At 61.8% G+C, this 20,965-nt stretch carries 18 protein-coding genes and 1 pseudogene; 10 read left to right on the top strand and 9 right to left on the bottom strand.

Annotated elements, in window-relative coordinates:
- Window positions 1-44 precede the first annotated feature (44 nt).
- The gene (mgtE, locus tag FHG09_RS16360; protein ID WP_152348703.1) at window positions 45-1,412 is read right to left on the bottom strand and encodes a magnesium transporter; all 1,368 of its coding nucleotides are present in this window, start codon (window positions 1,410-1,412) and stop codon (window positions 45-47) included.
- A gap of 137 nt (window positions 1,413-1,549) precedes the next feature.
- Here mgtE and FHG09_RS16355 point away from each other — a divergent pair, with 137 nt between their 5' ends.
- A complete protein-coding gene (locus tag FHG09_RS16355; RefSeq protein ID WP_193627414.1) occupies window positions 1,550-2,260 on the top strand; it encodes an ArsR/SmtB family transcription factor in 711 nt (236 codons plus the stop codon).
- Window positions 2,261-2,290: 30 nt separating this feature from the next.
- Entirely contained in the window at window positions 2,291-3,130 is an 840-nt protein-coding gene (locus tag FHG09_RS16350) for an isocitrate lyase/PEP mutase family protein (protein ID WP_152348701.1), read from the top strand.
- On the opposite strand, the gene FHG09_RS16345 is transcribed toward FHG09_RS16350, so the two are convergent.
- From FHG09_RS16345 to acs, 6 genes are all read right to left on the bottom strand, one after another.
- A complete protein-coding gene (locus FHG09_RS16345; RefSeq protein ID WP_152348700.1) occupies window positions 3,099-3,467 on the bottom strand; it encodes a universal stress protein in 369 nt (122 codons plus the stop codon). The genes FHG09_RS16350 and FHG09_RS16345 overlap by 32 nt on opposite strands.
- 9 nt (window positions 3,468-3,476) lie before the next feature.
- Window positions 3,477-4,904: a sugar porter family MFS transporter gene (locus FHG09_RS16340; RefSeq protein ID WP_152348699.1), complete on the bottom strand. Its 1,428-nt coding sequence runs from the start codon at window positions 4,902-4,904 to the stop codon at window positions 3,477-3,479.
- Window positions 4,905-5,042: 138 nt separating this feature from the next.
- Entirely contained in the window at window positions 5,043-5,540 is a 498-nt protein-coding gene (locus FHG09_RS16335) for a hypothetical protein (RefSeq protein ID WP_152348698.1), read from the bottom strand.
- Between the two features lie 77 nt (window positions 5,541-5,617).
- A complete protein-coding gene (locus FHG09_RS16330) occupies window positions 5,618-6,601 on the bottom strand; it encodes a patatin-like phospholipase family protein (protein WP_152348697.1) in 984 nt (327 codons plus the stop codon).
- Window positions 6,602-6,700: 99 nt separating this feature from the next.
- Window positions 6,701-7,570 carry an SDR family oxidoreductase gene (locus tag FHG09_RS16325; protein ID WP_152348696.1) on the bottom strand — a complete coding sequence of 290 codons (870 nt, stop codon included), beginning with the start codon at window positions 7,568-7,570 and terminating at the stop codon, window positions 6,701-6,703.
- Between the two features lie 142 nt (window positions 7,571-7,712).
- Window positions 7,713-9,662: an acetate--CoA ligase gene (gene acs / locus FHG09_RS16320; protein ID WP_152348695.1), complete on the bottom strand. Its 1,950-nt coding sequence runs from the start codon at window positions 9,660-9,662 to the stop codon at window positions 7,713-7,715.
- Between the two features lie 667 nt (window positions 9,663-10,329).
- On the opposite strand from acs, the gene FHG09_RS16315 reads away from it, so the two are divergent.
- The 4 genes from FHG09_RS16315 to FHG09_RS16300 all read left to right on the top strand — a co-directional run bounded on the left by FHG09_RS16315 (window position 10,330) and on the right by FHG09_RS16300 (window position 13,407).
- Window positions 10,330-10,524, top strand: a complete 195-nt coding sequence (locus FHG09_RS16315; protein WP_152348694.1) for a hypothetical protein — start codon at window positions 10,330-10,332, stop codon at window positions 10,522-10,524.
- Window positions 10,525-10,598: 74 nt separating this feature from the next.
- Window positions 10,599-12,347 carry a tetratricopeptide repeat protein gene (locus FHG09_RS16310; RefSeq protein WP_193627413.1) on the top strand — a complete coding sequence of 583 codons (1,749 nt, stop codon included), beginning with the start codon at window positions 10,599-10,601 and terminating at the stop codon, window positions 12,345-12,347.
- Window positions 12,348-12,381: 34 nt separating this feature from the next.
- Window positions 12,382-12,900: an enolase C-terminal domain-like protein gene (locus FHG09_RS16305; protein WP_193627412.1), complete on the top strand. Its 519-nt coding sequence runs from the start codon at window positions 12,382-12,384 to the stop codon at window positions 12,898-12,900.
- A gap of 168 nt (window positions 12,901-13,068) precedes the next feature.
- Window positions 13,069-13,407 carry a carboxymuconolactone decarboxylase family protein gene (locus FHG09_RS16300; RefSeq protein ID WP_152348692.1) on the top strand — a complete coding sequence of 113 codons (339 nt, stop codon included), beginning with the start codon at window positions 13,069-13,071 and terminating at the stop codon, window positions 13,405-13,407.
- Between the two features lie 135 nt (window positions 13,408-13,542).
- Here FHG09_RS16300 and FHG09_RS16295 read toward each other — a convergent pair whose 3' ends face one another.
- On the bottom strand, window positions 13,543-14,439 hold the full coding sequence (locus FHG09_RS16295) for a LysR family transcriptional regulator (RefSeq protein ID WP_152348691.1): 897 nt from the start codon (window positions 14,437-14,439) through the stop codon (window positions 13,543-13,545).
- Between the two features lie 174 nt (window positions 14,440-14,613).
- Here FHG09_RS16295 and FHG09_RS16290 point away from each other — a divergent pair, with 174 nt between their 5' ends.
- The 4 genes and pseudogenes from FHG09_RS16290 to FHG09_RS20105 all read left to right on the top strand — a co-directional run.
- Window positions 14,614-15,804 carry a CaiB/BaiF CoA transferase family protein gene (locus FHG09_RS16290; RefSeq protein ID WP_152348690.1) on the top strand — a complete coding sequence of 397 codons (1,191 nt, stop codon included), beginning with the start codon at window positions 14,614-14,616 and terminating at the stop codon, window positions 15,802-15,804.
- A 40-nt stretch (window positions 15,805-15,844) separates the two neighbouring features.
- Window positions 15,845-17,035, top strand: coding sequence for a 3-sulfinopropanoyl-CoA desulfinase (gene acdA / locus FHG09_RS16285; RefSeq protein ID WP_152348689.1), 1,191 nt, complete (start codon window positions 15,845-15,847; stop codon window positions 17,033-17,035).
- A 137-nt stretch (window positions 17,036-17,172) separates the two neighbouring features.
- Window positions 17,173-18,078 (top strand): methylisocitrate lyase, encoded by a 906-nt coding sequence (gene prpB / locus FHG09_RS16280; protein WP_152348688.1) that lies wholly within the window; start codon window positions 17,173-17,175, stop codon window positions 18,076-18,078.
- 1,046 nt (window positions 18,079-19,124) lie between these two features.
- A pseudogene (locus tag FHG09_RS20105) lies at window positions 19,125-19,684 on the top strand (ISL3 family transposase); the annotation flags it as partial.
- Between the two features lie 59 nt (window positions 19,685-19,743).
- On the opposite strand, the gene FHG09_RS16265 reads toward FHG09_RS20105, so the two are convergent.
- A complete protein-coding gene (locus tag FHG09_RS16265; RefSeq protein WP_152348685.1) occupies window positions 19,744-20,925 on the bottom strand; it encodes a MalY/PatB family protein in 1,182 nt (393 codons plus the stop codon).
- Window positions 20,926-20,965: the final 40 nt, after the last annotated feature.

Genomic DNA, 20,965 nt, shown 5'->3' with positions numbered 1-20,965 from the left:
GCCTCGGCCGATCGACCGAGCAGGCTCAGCGCAGCCCGAAAGGCTCATCTCAGCCCGAGCACCGTGGTCGCGATCGTGAAATAGAGGATGAGGCCGGTCGCGTCGCAGAACGTGGAGATGAACGGGTTGGAGAACACGGCCGGGTCCGCGCCGACCTTCTTCGCGATGATCGGCATCAGCCCGCCCACCGTCGCTGCCATCATGCACACCGACAGCAGGGTGAGCCCGATGACCAAGCCGATCGGCCACCCGTAGACGAGGCCCGCGACGATGAAGCCGAGAACGCCGAGGACCGCTCCCAGCAGCGCCCCGACACGCAGCTCCCGCCAGATCACCCGCCCGAGGTCCCGGATGCGAACCTCACCGACGGCCAGGGCGCGGGTGACGGTGGTCGCGGCCTGGTTGCCCGTGTTGCCGCCGGTGCCGGTGAGCAGCGGAATGAAGAGGGCGAGGACGACGACCTGGTCGAGACGGTCCTCATAGACCTCGAGGACCTGGACGGTGAGGATCGCGGAGACGGCGAGGACGAGCAGCCACACGATGCGGCTCCTGACCAGACGCAGGATCGTCGAGGACAGGTAGGAGCGGTCGAGCGGTTCCGTGCCCGAGCCGCGCGCGATGTCCTCGGCGTCCTCCTCGTCGATGATGTCGAGGACGTCGTCCATGGTGAGGATTCCGACGAGGCGGTCCTCCTGGTCGGTCACCGGCATCGCGATGAGCCGGTGGGACAGGAACTCGCGTGCCGCTTCCTCACGGTCGCTCAGCGCATGGGTGCTGATCGAATCGCGGACCATGTCCTCGATGACGGTGTCCCCGTCGACGGCGATGAGGTTGCGCAGAGACACGACTCCGCGCAGCACCCGGCCGGGTCCGACCACGGGCAGGAGGTAGACGGTCTCGGGACCGTCGATGCGGGCCCGCACCACTTCCATCGCCTCGGCAGCGGTCCAATCCTCGTGCAGGCCGAGCACCTCGGGTGACATGTAGCGGCCGATCGCGGACTTCGGGTAGCCGAGGACTGCGGACGTCATCGCCCGCTCGTCGGTGGTCAGTCCCTTCATCAGACGACTGGCCACACTCGCAGGCAGTTCGCCGAAGAGTTCGGCCCGGTCATCGGGGTCGAGGCCCTCGACGATGTCGGCGACCTCGGGCTCACGGAGATTGCCGATGAGTTCGGCCTGGTACGCCGGCGGCAGGTCCTCGAAGACGTCGAGCGCCTCCTCCTTGGTCAGCACCCGGAAGAGCATCGCCGACTGCAGAGGCGTCGATGTGTGGACGAGGCGTCCGATCTCGGCCCGCGGAACCTGCTGGGCCAGCGCCGAGATCTCGTCGAGGGTGGACGTATCGATCCGGCCGGTGAGCGCTGATTCGAGTCGGTCGGCCGCCTCGGTGCCCTCTGTCGTATCGGCCATGCATGCCCCCTCACCTCGAACGGAAACTCCCGCAGTCAAGCCTAGGCCATGCACGAGGCGGACCTCCGCGCCGCCTCGAAGCACAGAGCCGGGACGTTTCGGGCCGGGCCGAAACGACACGGTCCTACGATGGAGCCATGACGAGGAGATTCCCGGAGTCCGCGCCGAACATCGCCGCCCTGGCATCGGCCATCGCCGATCCCACCCGCGTGATGATCTGTGCCAGTGTCCTCGACGGTCGTGCGTGGACGCTCACCGAGCTCTGCCGCGCCCTGTCCGTTCCGATGTCCTCACTGTCCGAACATGCCAGCATCCTCATCGACCATGGTGTCCTCGCCGAGCGACGCGAAGGTCGGCACCGCTATGTCCAGATCGCCTCGACCGACATCGCCGACTGGTTGGAACACACGGGAGCTCTGGTCGGAGGGTCGATGGCCGCGGCACCGACCCTGGCGGCCAAGACCCGTGATCGCCGGCTGATCGACGCCCGCACCTGCTACAGGCACATCGCAGGCCGGTTCGGCACTCAGCTCTTCTCTGCCCTGACCCAGCGAGAGTGGATCGACGAGTCCCTGACCATCACCGACGCCGGGCGGGCCGGTCTCGCCGACGTATTCGGACTCGACGTCGGAGCACCGACCTCGTCGGCGCGTCCCTTCATCCGACGGTGCCTCGATTGGACGGAACGCCGCTCCCACCTGGGCGGAACCCTCGGCGACGACATCTGCCGCACGTTCTTCGATCGCGAATGGATCGTGCGACGTCCGAACTCTCGGGCGCTGAAGATCACCCCGGCCGGACGCGAACATCTCGACTGGGTGCTCACCGCTGACGACGACCATCTCTGAGACGACGATGGCACAGAACGGAGACCAGACATGACCGATGCCACCGACACCACGGCAGCCTTCCACAAGCTGCATGTCCCCGGCGACCCGTTCATCCTGCCGTGTGCCTGGGACGTGGCCGGTGGACAGCTCTTCGCCGAGGCGGGGCACCGAGCCGTCGGCACTACGAGTCTGGGCGTCGCCGCTGCCATCGGTGCCGCCGATGAGGACCGAGAAACCCTGACCGCAACCGCGAACCTCGCCGCCGCTCTTCGCAAAGTACTGCCCGAACAGCCGCTGACCTGCGACTTCGAGGACGGCTATGGAAACGTTCCCGAATCCGTCGTCGAGGCCGTGCGCGAGGCTTTCGCCGGCGACTCCGCCGGCGGGCTCATCGTCGACGGCATCAACATCCAGGACTCGAGACAGGGCCTGATGAGCGAACCGGCGGTTCTGGCGGCGAAGGCGGAGGCGATCAAGGAGGCGTTCCCTGGACTGTTCGTCAACGCTCGGATCGACACATTCTGGGTGGGGGAGCACAACCTCGGCGAGGTTCTCGAACGCGTCGACGCCTACACCGATGCCGGAGCTGATGGCATCTTCGTCCCCGGCGACCTCGACCTCAAGACGATCGAGACGATCACCGGTCGCAGCCGGGCTCCGGTGAATGTGCTGGTCAGTCCGCGGTATTCGCGGTCGACCCTCGCCGAGGCAGGGGTGGGCCGGATCAGCACCGGATCGCTGCCCTATCGTGCGGCGATGTCGGAGGCGCTGCGTGCCCTGCGGATCCTCGATGATGACCGCCCTGCAGAGACGGCGAATGTGCTGTCGTACGGGGCATTCACCGAACTGGGCCGAGTCAGCGTCCGGCCGCATCCCGGCGGACGGTGAGCACAGGCACGGGGGAGCGGAGGATGAGTCTCTGCGTGACCGAGCCGAGCAGAATCTTGCCCACCCGGGACCGATTGCGCACCCCGAGGACGAGCCGCTCCACCTCGGCGTGGTCGCCCAGCTCATCGAGGACGGCGGTGACGGGATCACGATCGCCGCGACCGGACCGGTTGATCAGGGTGACCTCGAGGTCGGGCGGGATCTCATCGTCGGTGAAGTCGTGGAGGGTGAGGTTGATGAGCAGGAGACCGGTATTCAGCTGCCTGGCCTCGGAGACTGCGGACTCGAGCGCGCGACGGCCCTCCGGACTGTCTGTGACGGCGACTGCGACGGACATGGTGACTCCTTACCTCCGGCCGTATTCGGCTTTGAACTCCCGCTCGAACTGTGCGAGATCCTTGCCCTTCGTCTCCGGCAGGAGCAGGGCGAGGAAGATGAAGGCGACGACGGCCAGACCTGCGAACATGCCGAAGGTCGCGGTCATGCCCATCGCCTCGATGAGCGGCGGGAAGAACTGGGCGACGACGGCGTTCATGATCCACAGCACGAACACGCAGATGCCCATCGCGAAGCTGCGGATCTTCATCGGGAAGATCTCGGAGAGCATCAGCCAGGTCAGCGGACCGACGGTGCCCTGCATCGAGAAGACGAAGAGGACGAGGAAGACGAGGACCGTCCACGCCTGTCCCGGGCCGGCCGGGACGATGACCGCGGTCAGGGCGATGAGGGCGTGGAAGAACGCGATGAGTCCGTATCCGGTGAGGAACATGACGCGGCGCGGCAGCCTGTTGAGCAGGAACATGCCCAGTGAGATGCCGGCCAGGGAGAACACGCCATTGGCGATATTGCCGATGATGGCGACTCCGGAGTCGAGGCCGGCGTTGGTCAGCAGCTGCGTGCCGTAGTACATCACCGAGTTGATGCCCGTCAGCTGCTGGAAGAAGCCGAGCCCGACGCCGATGATCACCAAGCGCAGCACCCAACGCGTCCCCAAGTCGGAGAGCCCGCCGGTCTGCTGCTGGGCGTCCTGTTGGGCCAGTTTGGTCACCTCGGCGACCTCCGCCTCGGCGCGTTCGGGGGAACGGACCTGCCGGAGGACGTCGAGAGCTTCGTCGGAGCGTCCCTTCGAGATCAGCCACCGGGGACTCTCCGGCTGGAAGACCATCCCCACGAGGAGGGCGATCGCCGGGCCCAGGGCCACGAGGAGCATCCAACGCCAGATGGAATCGACGTGACCCCAGAAGTTGAAGATCACGGCATTGATGACGAAGGCCGCGAGCTGGCCGGCGACGATCATCAGCTCATTGCGGGTGACGAAGGAGCCGCGCTTCTCCGAGGGGGCGATCTCACCGAGGTAGACGGGGACTGAGGCCGAGGCACCACCGACGGCGATGCCGAGGACGAAGCGGGCGCCGATGAGGAACTCCGCGCCCGGGGCGAGCACACAGGCCGAGGTGCCGAGAATGAAGATGACGGCGAGGCCGAGGATCGTCCGTCGACGACCATAGGCGTCGGCGACCCGACCGCCGAAGACCGCACCGAAGGCGGCACCGACCATGAGTGAAGCGACGACCATGCCCTCGGACAGCGGAGTCAGGCCGAAGTCCCTGCTCAGAGGCTCGAGGGCACCATTGACGACGCCGGTGTCATAGCCGAAGAGGAGACCGCCGAAGGTCGCGACTGTGGCGATGACACCGAGCCGGTGGAGCGGGCGACCCGACCCCATGTGAGGCAGGTCGAAATGCTGGCCTGACGTGCGGGCCGATGCTGACATGTGAGGACTCCTTCCACTCCCGGTCTAGCACCCTCACCGAGCAGATGCCACACCAGCCCTTGAGTTCCAGTGCATTCGGAGAGGAACCTCACTTCGGTCCACGCCGAGGGATCCTCCTACCCCGCGATCGGGGAGGGGTCAGTCCTCCTCATAGGAGTCGTCGATGACTTCGGGCATCCCGTCGATGACCGAGACCTCTTCGGTCCCGTCATCGGCCAGGGCATCGACGTTGAGATCGTCCCCGTCGAGCTCGGCGACCTCGAAGTCGTCATCGCCTTCGGAGACCATCTCGTCGCCGACGCGATTTCCCTGCTCCGCTGCCGGCGACTGATCGGTGTTGAACTCGTCCGAGAGGTCGGGTGCCTCGTTCTCGTCCTCCCAGCCCGCGTCGTCGACGAGCACATCGTCGGCGCCTTCGATGCCGGTTCCTTCGGGTCCCTCGGCACCGGGCTCGACGGGCGCCTCGGCGGGCTCTTCGTCGATGTCGGAGTCGGCGTCGACCAGGTCGGCCTCAGCCTCGGCGGCATTGAGTTCGGGATCATCCAACTCGTCGGCCGTCGGCTCGTCGAGTTCGGGGTCATCGAGGATGGGGTCGTCTTCCAGCCGGTCTGCTGCGTCCGCTTCGAACTCGCTCATGATCTCTCCTTCGCTCGCGATCAGGTTCGGGCCCTCATTCTTACACGTCGATCGGTCGCAGGTCATGGGGGTCAGGATCATTTCCGGTCGAAGCGGTCCTTCCACTCCTGCCAGTCCCAGTCGGCCAGAAACTTCTCTCCGGCCTTTCTGCCCGACGAGATGAGATCGAGCTTGTCGTCCGTCGTCAGAGCGAAGTCCGTGCTGCTGTGTCCGGTGGTGTCGACGAACACCGTCCGTTCGGTCACCGAGGGGTCATCGATGTGCCGACGGTCGTGGGCATTGAGCATCGTCGACAGCAGGGACTTCGCGTATTGGTACGTGGTCGCGTTGGGCCGCCATTCGGCGGCGGCCGTCTGGCGGGCAGAGAGCATGACGCCGAAGGTCGGCCATCGTGCCGGTTTCGCGTCCTTGCGGTCGAAGACGTCGACGGGAAAGTTCGAGAGCAGTCCGCCGTCGGCGCCGAGCACGGAGTCTCCGCCGGCCACGCTCGGCCGGGCGGACAGGCTGCGGGGGCGGAAGAAGAACGGGCTGGCGGCCGAGGCGCACACCGCCTCGGCGACGGACTGGCTGTCCGCATCGACGCCGAGGGCCTCCTCATAGTCCCAGGGCAGGCGCAGCATGCGCCCGCGGGAGACGTCGGAGACGATGACGACGAGGCGATACGACCGCTCCGCCGGGATCGCACTGCCCGGGTCGGCGAACTTGAGGTCACCCCAAGTGCGCACCCCTTGATCTGCCAGCAGCTCGGCGAGGAAGTCATGGAGCGCCTCGCCCACGTACATCCCCTTGTGCAGCAGCAGTCCCTGTACTCGTCCCAACCAGGGGGCGAGGCGGAACGCGGGGGAGAGGTCCTCGAATTCGCCGAAGTCCTGCTCGAGGACCTTCTGCCGCAGGGTCGGCGGTGAGATCCCCGCCGCGGTGAGCGAACCGACGATCGCTCCGGCCGAGGTTCCGGCGATGCGATGGAAGTCGTAGCCGCCGTCGGCAAGAGCCTCGACAGCCCCGACGAGGCCCGGCAGCTTCGTGCCACCGCCTTCGAGGACCAGATCCGTCGTCGCCATGTCGCGTCCTTCCCGATCGTCCCACTGACTCCATTGTGGACCTGCGCCGAGGCTGCGGCCGAGCACGACGCGCAACCGCGCGGACCGACGATGTGCCGGCTAGTGACGTGCGACGGCTACCGGAACGTCCCCGGACGGGGACCTGTGCAGCCGGTCCTTGCCGGTCCGACCGGTGAAGTGGTCCATCGTCTGGTTGACGCCGAGGAAGTCCATGACTCTGTCGAAGGCGCGGGTCGGCAGCAGCCGGACGCCCGGGACCCACCGGACGAGTGAGGGCATGACCAGCTGCTCACGACCGGACTCGACGGCATCGAGGACGCGCGTGGACACATCGTTCTCTTCGAGGATCGGGAGCAGGCGAGGGAATTTCGTCTGCACGCCTTTGAACATGCCGGTGTTGATGTAGAAGGGGCAGACGGCGAGTGTATTGACCCGGCTGCCATCAGCGCGCAGCTCTCCGCGCAGGGACTCGGTGAAGCCGACCGCCGCCCATTTGCTCGCCGAGTAGTCGGTCTGTCTGGCGACTCCGGTCAGGCCGGCGGCGCTGGCGATGGTGACCACCGAGCCGCGGTCGCGTTCGATCATTCCGGGCAGGAATGCTCTGGTCGTCCAGTACAGGGCGAAGGTGTTGACGTCATAGACCCGTCGCACCGCAGCCTCGTCGACTTCGAGGAGCTTCTTGCCGGTGACGATGCCGGCACAGTTGATGAGGACGTCGATCGGCCCGGTGAGTTCGGCCATGGCGGCGACCTGGTCGGCATCGCCGACGTTGAGGGCGAAGGTTCGAGCCGTGGTCCCCGCGGCCTCCACCTCGGCGCGCACCGCTTCTCCTCGTTCGTCCGAGAGATCCCAGATGATGATCTCGGCAGCGTCGCGGGCCGCCGCCTCCAGAGCCATGAGCCTGCCGATTCCACTTCCGGCTCCCGTGATCAGCACCTTGGCGCCGGCGATTTCGGTTCCACGTTTCATTCGTACGCATCCTTGCAGTCGAGTGTCTTTCGGCATTCGGGTGCGATCACCGACGGTGACCCACCAGATGTTACTCAAGAGTACATCAGTGTGTCGTGGGTCACCGCAAGGGGTGGCGGGCGGAATCTCTCGGAGCGGACGGTCAGCTCTCCGCGACGCCCTTCTGGATGAGATCCATCACCGAGGAGTCCGCGAGAGTCGTGACATCGCCGACCTCCCGGTTCTCGGCCACGTCCTTGAGCAGCCGACGCATGATCTTGCCCGACCGGGTCTTCGGCAGATCGGGCACAATCATGATCGAGCGCGGAGTCGCGATCGGCCCGATCGAGGACCGCACATGACCTCGCAGCTCGCTGACGACATCGTCCCCGCCCTCGTGCGCGCTCTCACGGAGGATGACGAAAGCCTCGATCGCCTGCCCCGTCATCTCGTCGCTCGCCCCGACCACGGCCGCCTCGGCGACCTTCGGATGAGCGACGAGGGCGGACTCGATCTCCGCGGTCGACATCCGGTGTCCGGAGACGTTGAGGACGTCGTCGACGCGGCCGAGGACCCAGAAGTCGCCGTCACGGTCGATCTTCGCCCCGTCCCCGGCGAAGTACACCTCCGGATACTGTGACCAGTAGGTCTTCTTGAACCGTTCCTCATCACCCCAGAGGGTGCGCAGCATCGACGGCCACGGTTCCTTGATGACGAGGTAGCCGCCGTTCCCGGGCTCGACCGAGTTGCCGTCGTCGTCGAAGACGTCCGCGACGATCCCCGGCAGCGGGCGCATCGCCGCTCCCGGCTTCGTCTCGGTCACACCCGGCAGGGGGCTGATGAGGATGCTGCCGTTTTCGGTCTGCCACCAGGTGTCGACGACGGGGCAGCGGTCCCCGCCGATGTGCTCGCGGTACCACATCCACGCTTCGGGGTTGATCGGTTCGCCGACGCTGCCGAGCAGGCGCAGACTGGACAGGTCGAACTTCGCGGGGATGTCGCGGCCCCATTTCATGAACGACCGGATGGCCGTGGGTGCGCAGTAGAGGATGGAGACCTGGTACTTCTGCACGATCTCCCACCACCGTCCCCGGTGCGGTGTGTCCGGGGTTCCCTCATAGAGCACCGAGGTGGCCCCATTGGCCAGCGGACCGTAGACGATATACGAATGGCCGGTCACCCAGCCGATGTCCGCGGCCGTCCAATAGACGTCCGTCTCGGGTTTGATGTCGAAGACCGCCCAATGAGTGAAAGAGGTCCCGACGAGGTAGCCGCCCGTGGTGTGCATGATGCCCTTGGGCTTGCCGGTCGTGCCCGAGGAATACATGACGTAGAGCGGATGCTCGGAATCGAAGGCCTCCGGAGTATGGGTCTCCGGCTGCCGATCGACGACCTCATGCCACCACAGATCGCGATCGTCGTACCAGGCCACGTCCTGGCCGGTGCGGCGGACGACGAGGACACTGCGCACCTCGGGGCAGTCCTCCATCGCCTCGTCGACGACGGATTTGAGGCCCGAGGGTCTGCCCTTGCGGTAGCCCCCGTCGGCGGTGATGACGAACTCGACCCCGCAGTCCTTGACGCGGTCGGCGATCGCCGAGGCGGAGAAGCCGCCGAAGATGACGGTGTGGGGAGCGCCGAGGCGGGCGCAGGCGAGCATGGCGAACACCGTCTCGGGGATCATCGGCATATAGATCGCGACCCGGTCGCCGGTCTTGACCCCGAGTTCAGTGAGCGCATTCGCGGCCTTCGAGACCTCACGCAGAAGATCGGAGTACGTGATGGTGCGGGTGTCGCCGGATTCGCCTTCGAAGTAGTAGGCGACGCGATCGCCGAGGCCGTTCTCGACATGGCGGTCGACACAGTTGTAGGCGGCATTGAGCTTGCCGCCGACGAACCACTTCGCGAAGGGCTTCTCCGACCAGTCGAGGACCGTGTCGAAGGGCGTCTCCCAGGAGATGCGCTGTGCCTGTTCCGCCCAATAGCCGATGCGGTCGGCCGCGGCTTTGTCGTACTCGTCGGCTTTCGCATTCGCATCGGCGGCGAAGTCCGCCGGGGGTGGGAAAGCTCTGTCCTCGTGGCTGAGTTCCTGAATCGTCGGATTGTTCGTCATCGTGCTCTCCTTTCACCCGGCACCACCACGACGTGGGCGGGTCATCGAACTCATCTTCAACCTACTCCAGTCGGTGCGGATTTCAAGAGGCGGCGGTGGAGACGCGAGAAAGCCCCACCTCCCAGTTCTCACTGGGGAAGCGGGGCTTCCGTGTTGTGGCTCCGACCGGCGTCGATCCGGTGACCTTTCGAGTAAGAGTTCCGAGCTGCCAGGAGTATCTGCGGGATAGCAGCAACTTTGGTCGTCCCAGGTGAGGGGTTCACTTGCCTGTCGGGAGCTGGCGCGCATCCTGCAAGTAGTCGGGTCGGCGAAGGTGTTACTCATCGGGCCTGAAATCCCTGTCGGGCGATCCGCTATTGCGAGGCCCCGGCCGTTCAAGATGGTTTCGCCGCTGTCGGGTCGAAGAGAGATGCGTACGGTTGTCAGACTGCACTCACCGGTCACCACAGGCTCTGCGCCGACCTCGATTAGGACAGCATATGAGTATAGAAATACCTTGTTGAACCTATCTTCAATTGAGTGTGAAGTAGTTGAGACATACTGTAGCCAAGTGATGTTCACATCGGTTGCACTGACTCAGAACTTGGATCTGTGGAAGTGAGAGCGATCCGCTGTCACTGGTTGCAACTCGTGAAAAGCAGCGATCTCAATGAGGAGTTCTATCAGTATGCTGAACCAGAAGTCAGCTGACATCAGCCACCTTTACAACGGCACTTCCTGGGACAAGGAGCTCTGCGTCTACGATTACGTGCCAGTCGTCGGCGTGATCGAAGTTCGGGATCTTCCCCGAATCGGCAATGAGCTCTCCGACTTCGTCCTCGCGACCGCCGACGGCGAGACCGTCACCGAAGCATCCTCGTGATTGTTGACGATCTACGCGAACAATCCTGGAAACGCTTCCCAAACGTACGAATTGCACACTGGAGTGGATCTGAAATGTCGACTTACCCATTCAACCTTGGAACCTATTCACGCCCGATCAAAACGAAATCGCCTGAGGCACAGACGTGGTTTGACCGCGGATTGAACTGGATGTACGGCTACAACTGGGAAGAGGCAGAAGACTGCTTTGTTCGCGCGCTGAACCACGATCCGTTTTGTGCGATGGCGCATTGGGGGATCGCCTATTCTCTCGGTCCGAACTACAACAAGCCCTGGCCCCGGTTCCGCCCCGATGAGCGCAGCACGCACCTTGCCCGCGCGCAGGCGTCCTTAAGGAAGGCGCTCAAGCTCGTGGATGGGACCAGCGAGGTCGAATATGACCTCATCGATGCTTTGACCTTGCGTTACCAGACCAGCGATCCAGCAGATATCGGCCCAAAATGGAACGACGATTACGCCAACGCGATGCGTCTGGTCCATATGCGTCATCCCGACGACGTCGATGTCACCGCGCTTTTCGTCGAAGCGATGATGAATCGAACGCCCTGGCGCATGTGGGACCACAAGGCCGACGAACCAGTCGCTGGGGCCGACACTGTCGAGTGCAGGAATGTCCTTGAGGCTGGAATCAGCAAGAATCGAACCGCGGGACTGCCTCCCCACCCTGGCCTATGGCACCTCTACGTTCATCTGATGGAGATGTCGCCGACCCCTGAGCTTGCACTGTCAGTTGCTGACGAGCTGAGAACCCTTGTGCCGGACGCAGGGCATCTCGCTCACATGCCGACCCACATCTACGTGCAGTGCGGCGACTACCGAGCCGTTGTGGACTGGAACAACGCCGCGATCGCCCAGGACGAGCGGTACTGGGAATACGCCGGGGCGCGAAACACCTACTCGCGCACGCGTGCTCACGACTACCACACCAAGCTCTTCGGAGCCATGCTCCTCGGCGACTTCGGTGCCGCAATGGGCGCTGTTGAGGGGCTTGAGAGGACAATACCGGCGGCGTTGGTCACTGACGGAACTTTCCAAGCCGACTGGCTCGAGCCTTACATGTCGGTGAGAACGCACGCACTGGTGCGCTTCGGAAAATGGCGGGAACTCATTGACGAGCCCGTCCCCGACAACCCCGAACAGTTCACGATGACCACTGCGATGAACTATTACGGCAAAGGCATCGCCTACGCCGCGTTGAAACATCCGGACGAGGCACGTTGGGCCCAAGAACAATTCGAATACTGGGCAGAGCGCGTGCCAGAGGGTAGCTTCTTGCATGCGGTACCGTGCCGTGAAGTCCTCAAAGTTGGTCGACTGATGCTGGCGGGAGAACTTGCCTACCATCGCGGTGAGTACGACGACGCCTTCGGTCATCTCCGAGCGGCAGCCGAGGTTGAGGACGAGCTCCCGTTCGACGAGCCGTGGGCGTGGATGATGCCGAGCCGACACGCCCTCGGAGCACTACTGCTCGAACAGGGTCGAATCGAGGAAGCAGCACAAGTATACGAGGCAGATCTCGGGCTCACTGATGACGTCATCCGCGCAAACCAGCACCCGAACAACGTTTGGGCCCTCCTCGGTTTACACACGTGTTACGAAAGACTGGGAAAACTCGAGCAGGCCCGGCTGATCAAGGGGGAACGTGACCGCGCTCTGGCTCGGGCCGATGTCAGCCTCGGCTCCTCATGTTTCTGCAGCCAACCAATCACTGACGAGCAAGAGCAGACTCCGCCTTCAAGCTGCTGCAGCCAATCCGACATTGCTGAACTCCGAGGCTCAGAAAGACGGCCCGCCTGCCACTGACCACGGTCAAGGCAGGGGTCGAACCCCTGACGAAGTGCACTCGAAATCGGCCTCCGAGGCCAATGTTCGTACCGCGGGTGCGCTCAAGCTCCTGCGCGCAGTTCGCGATTTCAACCAGTTGTGGGTCGAACTCGATCTGTACAACCCCGAAGCACTACCGTACTTCCAAGCTCAGGCGATCGATGTCGGGATCGTCGATGTGGTGTGGAACGGCATCGCTCAGAGTATGAAAATTGCCCATGCCGCGGAAGCGTTCGACGTGAACGTCGCGCCGCATAACTTCTACAGCCACATGGCCACAGTCATGAGTGCTCACTTCGCTATGGCCACACCGAACCTGCGAACTTGGAACTCGACGTCGATCGCCTCGACTGCGACGACGATCTCTTCACGACCAAGCCCACGCTTCACGGTGATCAATTGTCTGCGCCGACCGGCACCGGCTGGGGGGTTGAACCCAACGAAGAAGAGATCTGGAGCCGACCTCCAGTTGACAGGAGAGCGTCGCTGTACACCAGAGCGTGATCTCGCCGATCTCGCCCACATCTTTTGACCTGATCGACTGTAGGCGGCACCAATGAACAGCATCCGCGCACCAGTAACGCGCAAAGTTCACAGCAGCACGAACTGATCCATCCAGCACTGTGCAAGCGATTGTTCATGCACAGTCTTGGAAAGCAAAGACCCAAACATCACAATGACTACGAAGGATAGAACGCACATGTCGAACCATTACCACGATCCTGACGACCGCAAGTTCATGCGTAAACTGCGGGCAAACGCTCCAGACGCTTTCGCCGGCTTCCTCTCCCTCGACGAGGGAGCATTGCGGGCGGAGTCCAAGGCGGTACCCGCGAAGTACACCGAACTCATCGCCCTCGGCGTGGCACTGACGACCCAATGCGCCTACTGCATCGAATCCCATGTCAAGGCCGCGAAGAAGGCCGGAGCCGACGAACAAGAAGTCGCTGAAACCGTCTTCACAGCCGCAGCACTGCGGGCCGGCGGTGCAGTCACCCATGGCTTCCTGGCGATGAAATTCTTCGAAGAGGAAAACTGACCGACACTGTGACGCCGCGGTAGTCACAGTTTGACTACGGCGTCAGGTCGTGGTTGAGCTGAGAAATCGGCGTCAAGGGCGGTTTCGCGTCCCGGGTTGGCGGACGCGGAGCCGCCCTTAACACAGCACCAGGCGTCACCGCCGAGACGCATGAGTCTCGGCATGCTCCCAAAAGGCCCGAGCTGCCGGCGAAAGTCGTGAGCTGTCCAGACACGCGAGCCCCATATGACGGTGAAACCTCGGCGTGAGATTCAGATAGGTCACACCGGGATGCTCGTCGGGCAATGACAGCGCGCCCACCACGGAGACGCCTTGTCCCGCAGCAACGAATTCCAGAATCGACAGCAACTGCTGCATCTCATGTGTGACCTTTGGCACAAGACCAGCGTCATCGAACATCGTCCTCACCTGATGTTGCGAACCTGCCCGCGTCATGATGAACGGATACTCTACGAGCTCACGAAGGTCGACCGGGTCATGTTCGCACAAAGAATGACCGTTAGGAACCACCGCCACCAACGTATCCGTCGTGAAATGAAGAGTGTCGAACTGTTCTCTGGGCAGCGTCACCATCCCGACCTCGAGCCGCCGTTCGACGAGCTCCTGCTCGATCTGTGGATCGGCCTGCTCAGTGACCGAGACTTCGATCCCGGGATAACGGTGACGAAAGTCGTCAACGATCGGTGGAAGCAAAGTCATCGATGCGCTGTGCCCAAACGAACCGATCCGTAGCTGACCCGAACGCAGCTCGGCGCTGGCTGCGGCATTCGCCTCGACCAACTCGAGTGACGCGAAAACGTCTCGAGCATGCGGCAGAATCTGTTGTCCGATAGCCGACAACGTCAGATGAGAGGCGTTTCGATCAACCACCGCACCGCCGAGAGCCGTTTCCAAAGCCCGGAGGGTGTGACTCGTGCCCGATGGTGTCATCCCCAGCTTCGCACCGGCCGTAGAGATCGACTCCGAGTTCGACAACGCGATGAGCAACTCAAGCTGCTTAAGAGTCGGCTTCTTAGAAGACTTTGCCCGCATTGAACTCCACCTCAATTGCTAATGAAATAGTTGATTTCTAACGTTAAAGCATGATCGCAACGCACACAAAGACCACACAGATATCGCGCGCTGAAAGGAGTCGCCCACGATGAGCCGACCGCACAACGTCACCGTGCCGTCCATGCCCACATTGATCGAGTCTGTGGTGCCATCATGACCGAGGAAGCGCAACATGCTCTTGCGGGAGTGAAGGTCTTGGACCTCTCGCGGATACTGGCCGGGCCCACTGCGTCCCAGCTGCTCGGCGACCTCGGAGCAGACGTCGTGAAAGTCGAGCGACCCGGGGCGGGAGACGACACACGACGGTGGGGACCACCGTTCGTGGCCGATACCGAGGGAAACCCAACCTCTGAGAGTGCCTACTACCTCAGCGCGAATCGGAACAAGCGGTCAATTGCCATTGACCTCTCGTCCGAAGAAGGCCAAGAGCTCATTGGCCGGCTGCTCGCTCAAGCCGACGTTCTCATTGAGAACTACAAGCTCGGCACGCTTGACCGCTACGGCCTCGGCTTCGACGAACTCCATGAACGCTTCCCCGGATTGGTCTATTGCTCGATCACCGGTTTCGGTCATACCGGCCCTTACGCGCATCGTCCGGGTTACGACTTCCTCATCCAGGGGATGGGCGGGATCATGAGTCTCAGCGGTGAGCCAGAGGGCCAGCCGATGAAGACCGGAGTGGGCATCGCCGATGTCATGACCGGCATGTACGCGACAACGGGGATCCTTGCAGCATTGCGCCACCGCGACCGGACCGGCAAGGGTCAGCATATTGACCTATCACTGTTCGACTCACAAATTGCTTGGCTGGTCAACGCAGGCACCAGCTACCTGCAGTCGCGCCAAGTACCTCAACGCTTGGGCAACGGGCACCCACAGATCGTTCCGTACCAGGTGTTCACGGCAGCTGACGGGCCCATGATTCTTGCTGTCGGCAACGATGCTCAGTTCGAACGGTTCTGCAAGGTCGCTGACCTCGACCATCTTCCCTCTGACGAACGATTTGCAACCAACCCCGCTCGAATCGAGCACCGTGAACTTCTTTGCACGACGATCGACGAGCGGATCGCCGAGCGCTCGAGACAAGACTGGCTCAGTGCCCTCGAAGAAGCCGGGGTTCCCTGTGGCCCGGTGAACAACCTCGAAGACGTCTTCGCCGATCCTCACGTTCAATCGCGTGGTGCCGAAGTTCGAATTCCCTGTGATTGGAGCGAGTCGGGAGACTTGTCGCTGCTGGCGAATCCGCTCCACATGAGTCTGACACCGCCAGACTACAAGCGGGTCCCGCCCCGTCTTGACGAACATCACGAAGAAATCCTCGCCGACTGGCTGGGCGAGAAATGACGAAAGCTCCCCTCACGGGAGCTGAGCACAAGGAGAAAAGATGTACGAATTGAACGACGACCAGCTGAAACTGCAAGCCCAGGCCCGTGAACTCGCCCAGAAGGAGTTCGCGCCCACTGCCGCTGAGACCGATCGCACGGAAGAATACCCATGGGAGAACGTCGCGAAACTCCGCGATGCTGGGTTCATGGGAATGACGATTCCAGAAAGCTATGGAGGTCGCGGTCTGAGCTGGCTCGACACCACCATCGTCATCGAAGAGATCGCGAAGGCCTGCGCGACTATGGGACGGATCGCGGTCGATTCGAATCTTGGTGCACTCGGAGCCATCATGGCCTACGGTTCGGACGAACAGAAGAAGCTCGCAGCCAGGATCGTGCTCGACGGAGATAAACCAGCTATCTGCATCACCGAGCCCGAGGCCGGCAGTGCTGCTACTGAGATGACCACTCAGGCTGAGCAAGATGGCGATGACTACGTGATCAACGGTGTCAAGCACTGGATCACGGGAGGCGGAGTCTCACGTCTGCACCTGATCTTCGCTCGGGTGATCTCCGACGGAGAAGATCAGGGGATCGGCGGCTTCATCGCCGTGCGTGACTCGGAGAACTCGCCGAAGGGTCTAGTCATCGGAGAACGAAGCTACGCAATGGGAGTTCGTGGCATTCCCGAGACCCGCATCGAATTCAACGACCTTCGAGTACACAAGTCGATGATGGTCGTCCCACCGGAGGGCATCCGTCGAGGATTCGCCGGACTGATGCGAGCCTATAACTCGCAGCGAGTCGGAGCCGGCACCGTCGCCCTCGGCATCGCCCAGGGAGCTTTTGAGGAGGCCATTGAACGGGTCAAAACCCGCGAACAATTTGGGCGGCCCATCGCGGAGTTCCAAGGACTCCAGTGGATGCTCGCCGACATGTCGACCAAGCTCGAAGCCGCACGACACCTGTTGCGCGCGGCCGCGTCGACCGACACCAAGGGATTCCCCGACATCGCGCAGGCAGCGGCGGCAAAGGTCTTCACGGCCGAATCGGCCAACAGCATCACCAACGACGCCCTGCAGCTCTTCGGCTCTGTCGGCTATGGACGCTCTCTGCCCATGGAGCGGCATGTCAGGGACGCACGCATGTTCACGATCGCGGGTGGCACAGCGCAGATCCTGCGCACCCAGGTCGCCTCGTCAGTGCTCGGAATGAAACTGCCGCAAACCCGCAATGGGTACGACCGCTGAGTTGATCACCGCCAAGAACTTATAGGCATCAGGGAGGCGGGACGTACTGTACGCCTCCCTGATGATGCTTCAGTGCGGGAACGCCCCCAGAAACTGTTGCCGAAAACCATGAACCGATCTGATACCAGGAGCACCACATGCTGGGAGCAAATACACCAGTCCACGAACGTCGAGCGAACTTCAGAGACCTGCTCTCTGGGAACGAGATTCTTCAGTTCCCCGGAGCGATCAACCCGTTGAGCGCATTGCTCATCGAACAAGCTGGTTTTGAAGGTGTCTACGTCTCAGGTGGATCGTTCTCGGCGGCCCAGGGTCTGCCTGACATCGGACTGACGACCATGACCGAAGTCGTCGCTCATGGTCGTGCCATTTCCCGGGTGACGAATTTGCCGACTTTCATGGACGCCGACACCGGGTGGGGCGAAGCAATGAACGTGGCACGCACAGTCCAAGAGTTCGAAGACGCAGGACTGTCGGGTTTGCATATCGAGGACCAGATCAATCCGAAGCGATGCGGTCATCTCGATGGCAAGGATGTTGTCAGCACTTCGGAAATGGTCAAGAGGATCTCGGCAGCGGAGAAGGGCCGTCGAGATGACAACTTTGTCATCTGCGCTCGGACCGATTCCCGAGCGACCGAGGGTCTCGATGCCGCGATCGACCGGGCAAAGGCCTACGTCGACGCAGGCGCTGACGTTATCTTTCCTGAAGCCATGCGCGACCTCGGAGAGTTCGAAACGATGGCCCGCGCCCTCGATGTGCCGATTCTTGCCAACATGACCGAATACGGCAAGAGCGATCTGTTCACCGCAACGCAACTTGCCGACGCAGGTGTGCGACTCATCATCTACCCCGTTACCGCGCTCAGGCTCGCTATGGGGGCGATCAAGAACGGTTTGCATGTCATCAAGACCGAAGGAACTCAGGTGTCTGTGCTTGAACTCATGCAGTCGCGAGCCGACCTCTACGAATCAGTCGATTACGAGTCGTACAGCTCCTTCGACTCTGACATCTTCAACTTCTCGCAAATTGGTCACAGTTGAGCGGAACGTGCTGAGGCGAGTATTAACCTGCTTCAGCCCGCTCGCCACCTCACATGCCGGACGGATATCCATCGTGAGCCACTATGCGATTTTGCTTAAGTAGAAAGGCCAGACGTGATCGCCTTCCCCTGGGACATCGTGCTGACAGTTGCATTTGCTTACACCGGCGTTGCTTGCGCCTATGGTTTAGCCACGGGAGCGCCGATCGAGGGGGCCGCTGACTCCAGTCGAGCTGGTTCCCGATTCTTGGACGGGGAATCCTACCGGACGAAGACGCGGCGTGACCTCAGCGCAGGGGCATTGTTTTGGTGGTTGTACGAGTTTGCTGTCACGGAGATACACCGCTGGCATGTCACTTGTCACGTTCTGATGGCTGCGGGGATGGCTACCATGCTTGTCGTGATGACGTGAGTGGACTTTCGCACAAATCGGGCAGTTACTTCCACACTGGGCAAAGTCACGTAGTTGTATCTCTTGACCGGATGGTCGGAACTGCTAGCCTCGTCCTTCATCGGCGGGGTTAGCAACGTCCGTCCATCCCTCTGAATCGCTCCGGGGACAATAGAGGCAGGAAGATTAGAGGAAGGAGATTCTCTCTTGCCAGTGAAATACACCGGCGAACTCAAGGCTCGTGCCGTCGAACTCGTCATCTATGCCCAGGCCGATCCCGAGACTGCGAACGGCGCCATCACCCGTGTGGCAAAAAACTCGGCTTAAGCAAAGAGACCCATGCGAGTCTGGGTGCGCAAACACAAAGACTCTGGCAAAGGCCACATCGACCCAGCCAGTCGGTCTCGAGGCTGACTTCAGGATCTGGTCGGCCCGGCGCAGTTCCCGATTCTCCTTCTCAAGGTCCTTGATTCGCTGAGCATCGGCGAAGATCGGCGAAAAACGCTGCGGCGGGCACCAGGGCCGACTTCGAGAGCGTCGAGGTCCATGCGTACTGCTCGTTCGCGCAGATCGAGGGAGTATTTACGTTGGAGCATGATAGCGAAGACCTTTCCGTGGCTTCACTGACTCCACAATCCCTGGGGCGAATCATGGAAGTCATGGACTCGTTCGATGTCGTCAATCTCGCCGGTGATGCCCTTGACGAGGCACGTCGCCGTGTTCAGGAGGTGATCACAGGCCACCGCGGACGAGCGAATGACCCGTTGTATCGGTCGAGAAAGACTCTGCGCACCGGCGTTGATCTGCTCGCGGTCAAGCAACAGGAGAGGAATGCGAGCCTGTTCGCCAATCCGAACTCTACCGAGGTCGAAATCACCTGGTCAGTCTACAAAGACATCGTGAGCTCCGACCGAACTGCGGACCGCAACGAGGGCAAGAAGTTCCTTCGACCGGCAGCTACGACCCGACAACGAATCTGCCGACAGAGCTGATTGAACTCAAGTTGTAGGGAAGGACTGTGAAGCGTCGAGCCGCTGATATCCTCGCGTTCTTCACTCGGTCGGGAACTTCGAACGGGTCAGCTGAAGCGACCAACGGCGGGATTGAGCATCTCCGCAGATCTGCTCTGGAGATCCGTAACCTCACCCACAACATCGCCAGAAGTCTGCACGAATCCGGCGGATTCAGGCCGATACTACACTCTCGTTTACGATGAGCCACTAACCACCGGCTCAACTGGTTCCGACCAGACTGCGTCAGTTGGCGATGGTGGATTCAGACGCTGGCCCTTGGCTCCAGGACATCGGCGATCCTTTCCAAGGCCTCGATCATGATCGGTCGTGGCATGGCGAAGACGAACCGTACGTGGCCCGCGCCGACATCTCCGCATCGGAGGCCCGGTGTGCACATGACTCCTGCATCCTGAAGCAGCCTTTTGTGGACCGACTCATCCTCTCCGTAGGCGGATAGATCAATCCAAGCGATATATGTAGCCTCCGGATCCGAAACTCTGGCACGCGGAAGACGCTCTGCGATGAACTTGACCAACTCCCTCCGGTTGCCATCCAAGTACTCTAGAATGTCGTCTAGCCACCCCTCCGACTCGGCGAACGCCGCGACCGTCGCTACTGCTCCCAAGTTGCCTGTAGCGTGCATTGGCAAGAAGCCGACTTCATCCCATTTCGCTTGATCCCCGACGTTGGAGAGGATGAGTTGAGCACACTTGAGCCCGGGAAGGTTGAACCCCTTGGAGGCAGCGGTAGCCGTCACAGTGTGTGCAGCAGCTCTTTCGCCAATGGACGCATAGGGAATGTGGCGATGTGGTTTGAAGACAAGAGGCATCCATATTTCGTCCGAGAACACTCTTCCTCCCTTGTGATCAACCAGATCTTCGATCTCCTTGAGTTCAGCTTGAGTGAAGGATCTTCCCGTGGGGTTGTGGGGGTTGCACAAGACAAGTAGGTCACCGCCGAGGTCATACGCCTTTTCGAGCCCATGGAGGTCGAATACGAAATGTCCGGTGTCGCGATCTTCGATCATTGGCACTTGCAGAACCTCTCGTCCCTCGTGAGGCGGAGCATAGAGAAACGGCATATATGCGGGGGTCGGTACGATGATCTTGCTTCCTGGACGACTGAAGTTCCTGATCACTGTTTGGTACGCGGAGATGACATCAGGGATTTCATGTATCTGTTCGGGAGGAACTCTCCAATCGCACCGTCTGGCGAGATACTCGGATACGGCAATTTTCATCGCCTGCCTGTATTTGCTGGGAAGATACCCGAACAGTCCTTCATCGACGGCAGAGTGGAGCGCCCGTTTGATCGGTGGAGCGATCCCGAAGTCCATTTCGGCTATAAAGGCGCCGATCGCACCATCGTCTCGGGTCCACTTCGTAGCTCCGGTCGTTCGCAGCTGCGACATCATGATTTCGTTGAGTTCTTCAGTTGAGGGCATGTACAGCCTCCTGGCTATTAAGTGAGTTAAAAGACGAAAC

The organism is Brevibacterium sp. CFH 10365, from assembly GCF_009299785.1.
GTDB classification, from domain to species: Bacteria; Actinomycetota; Actinomycetes; order Actinomycetales; family Brevibacteriaceae; genus Brevibacterium; species Brevibacterium limosum.
The sequence above is the reverse complement of the archived record's forward strand: the minus strand, read 5'-3'. Positions and strand labels throughout refer to the sequence as shown.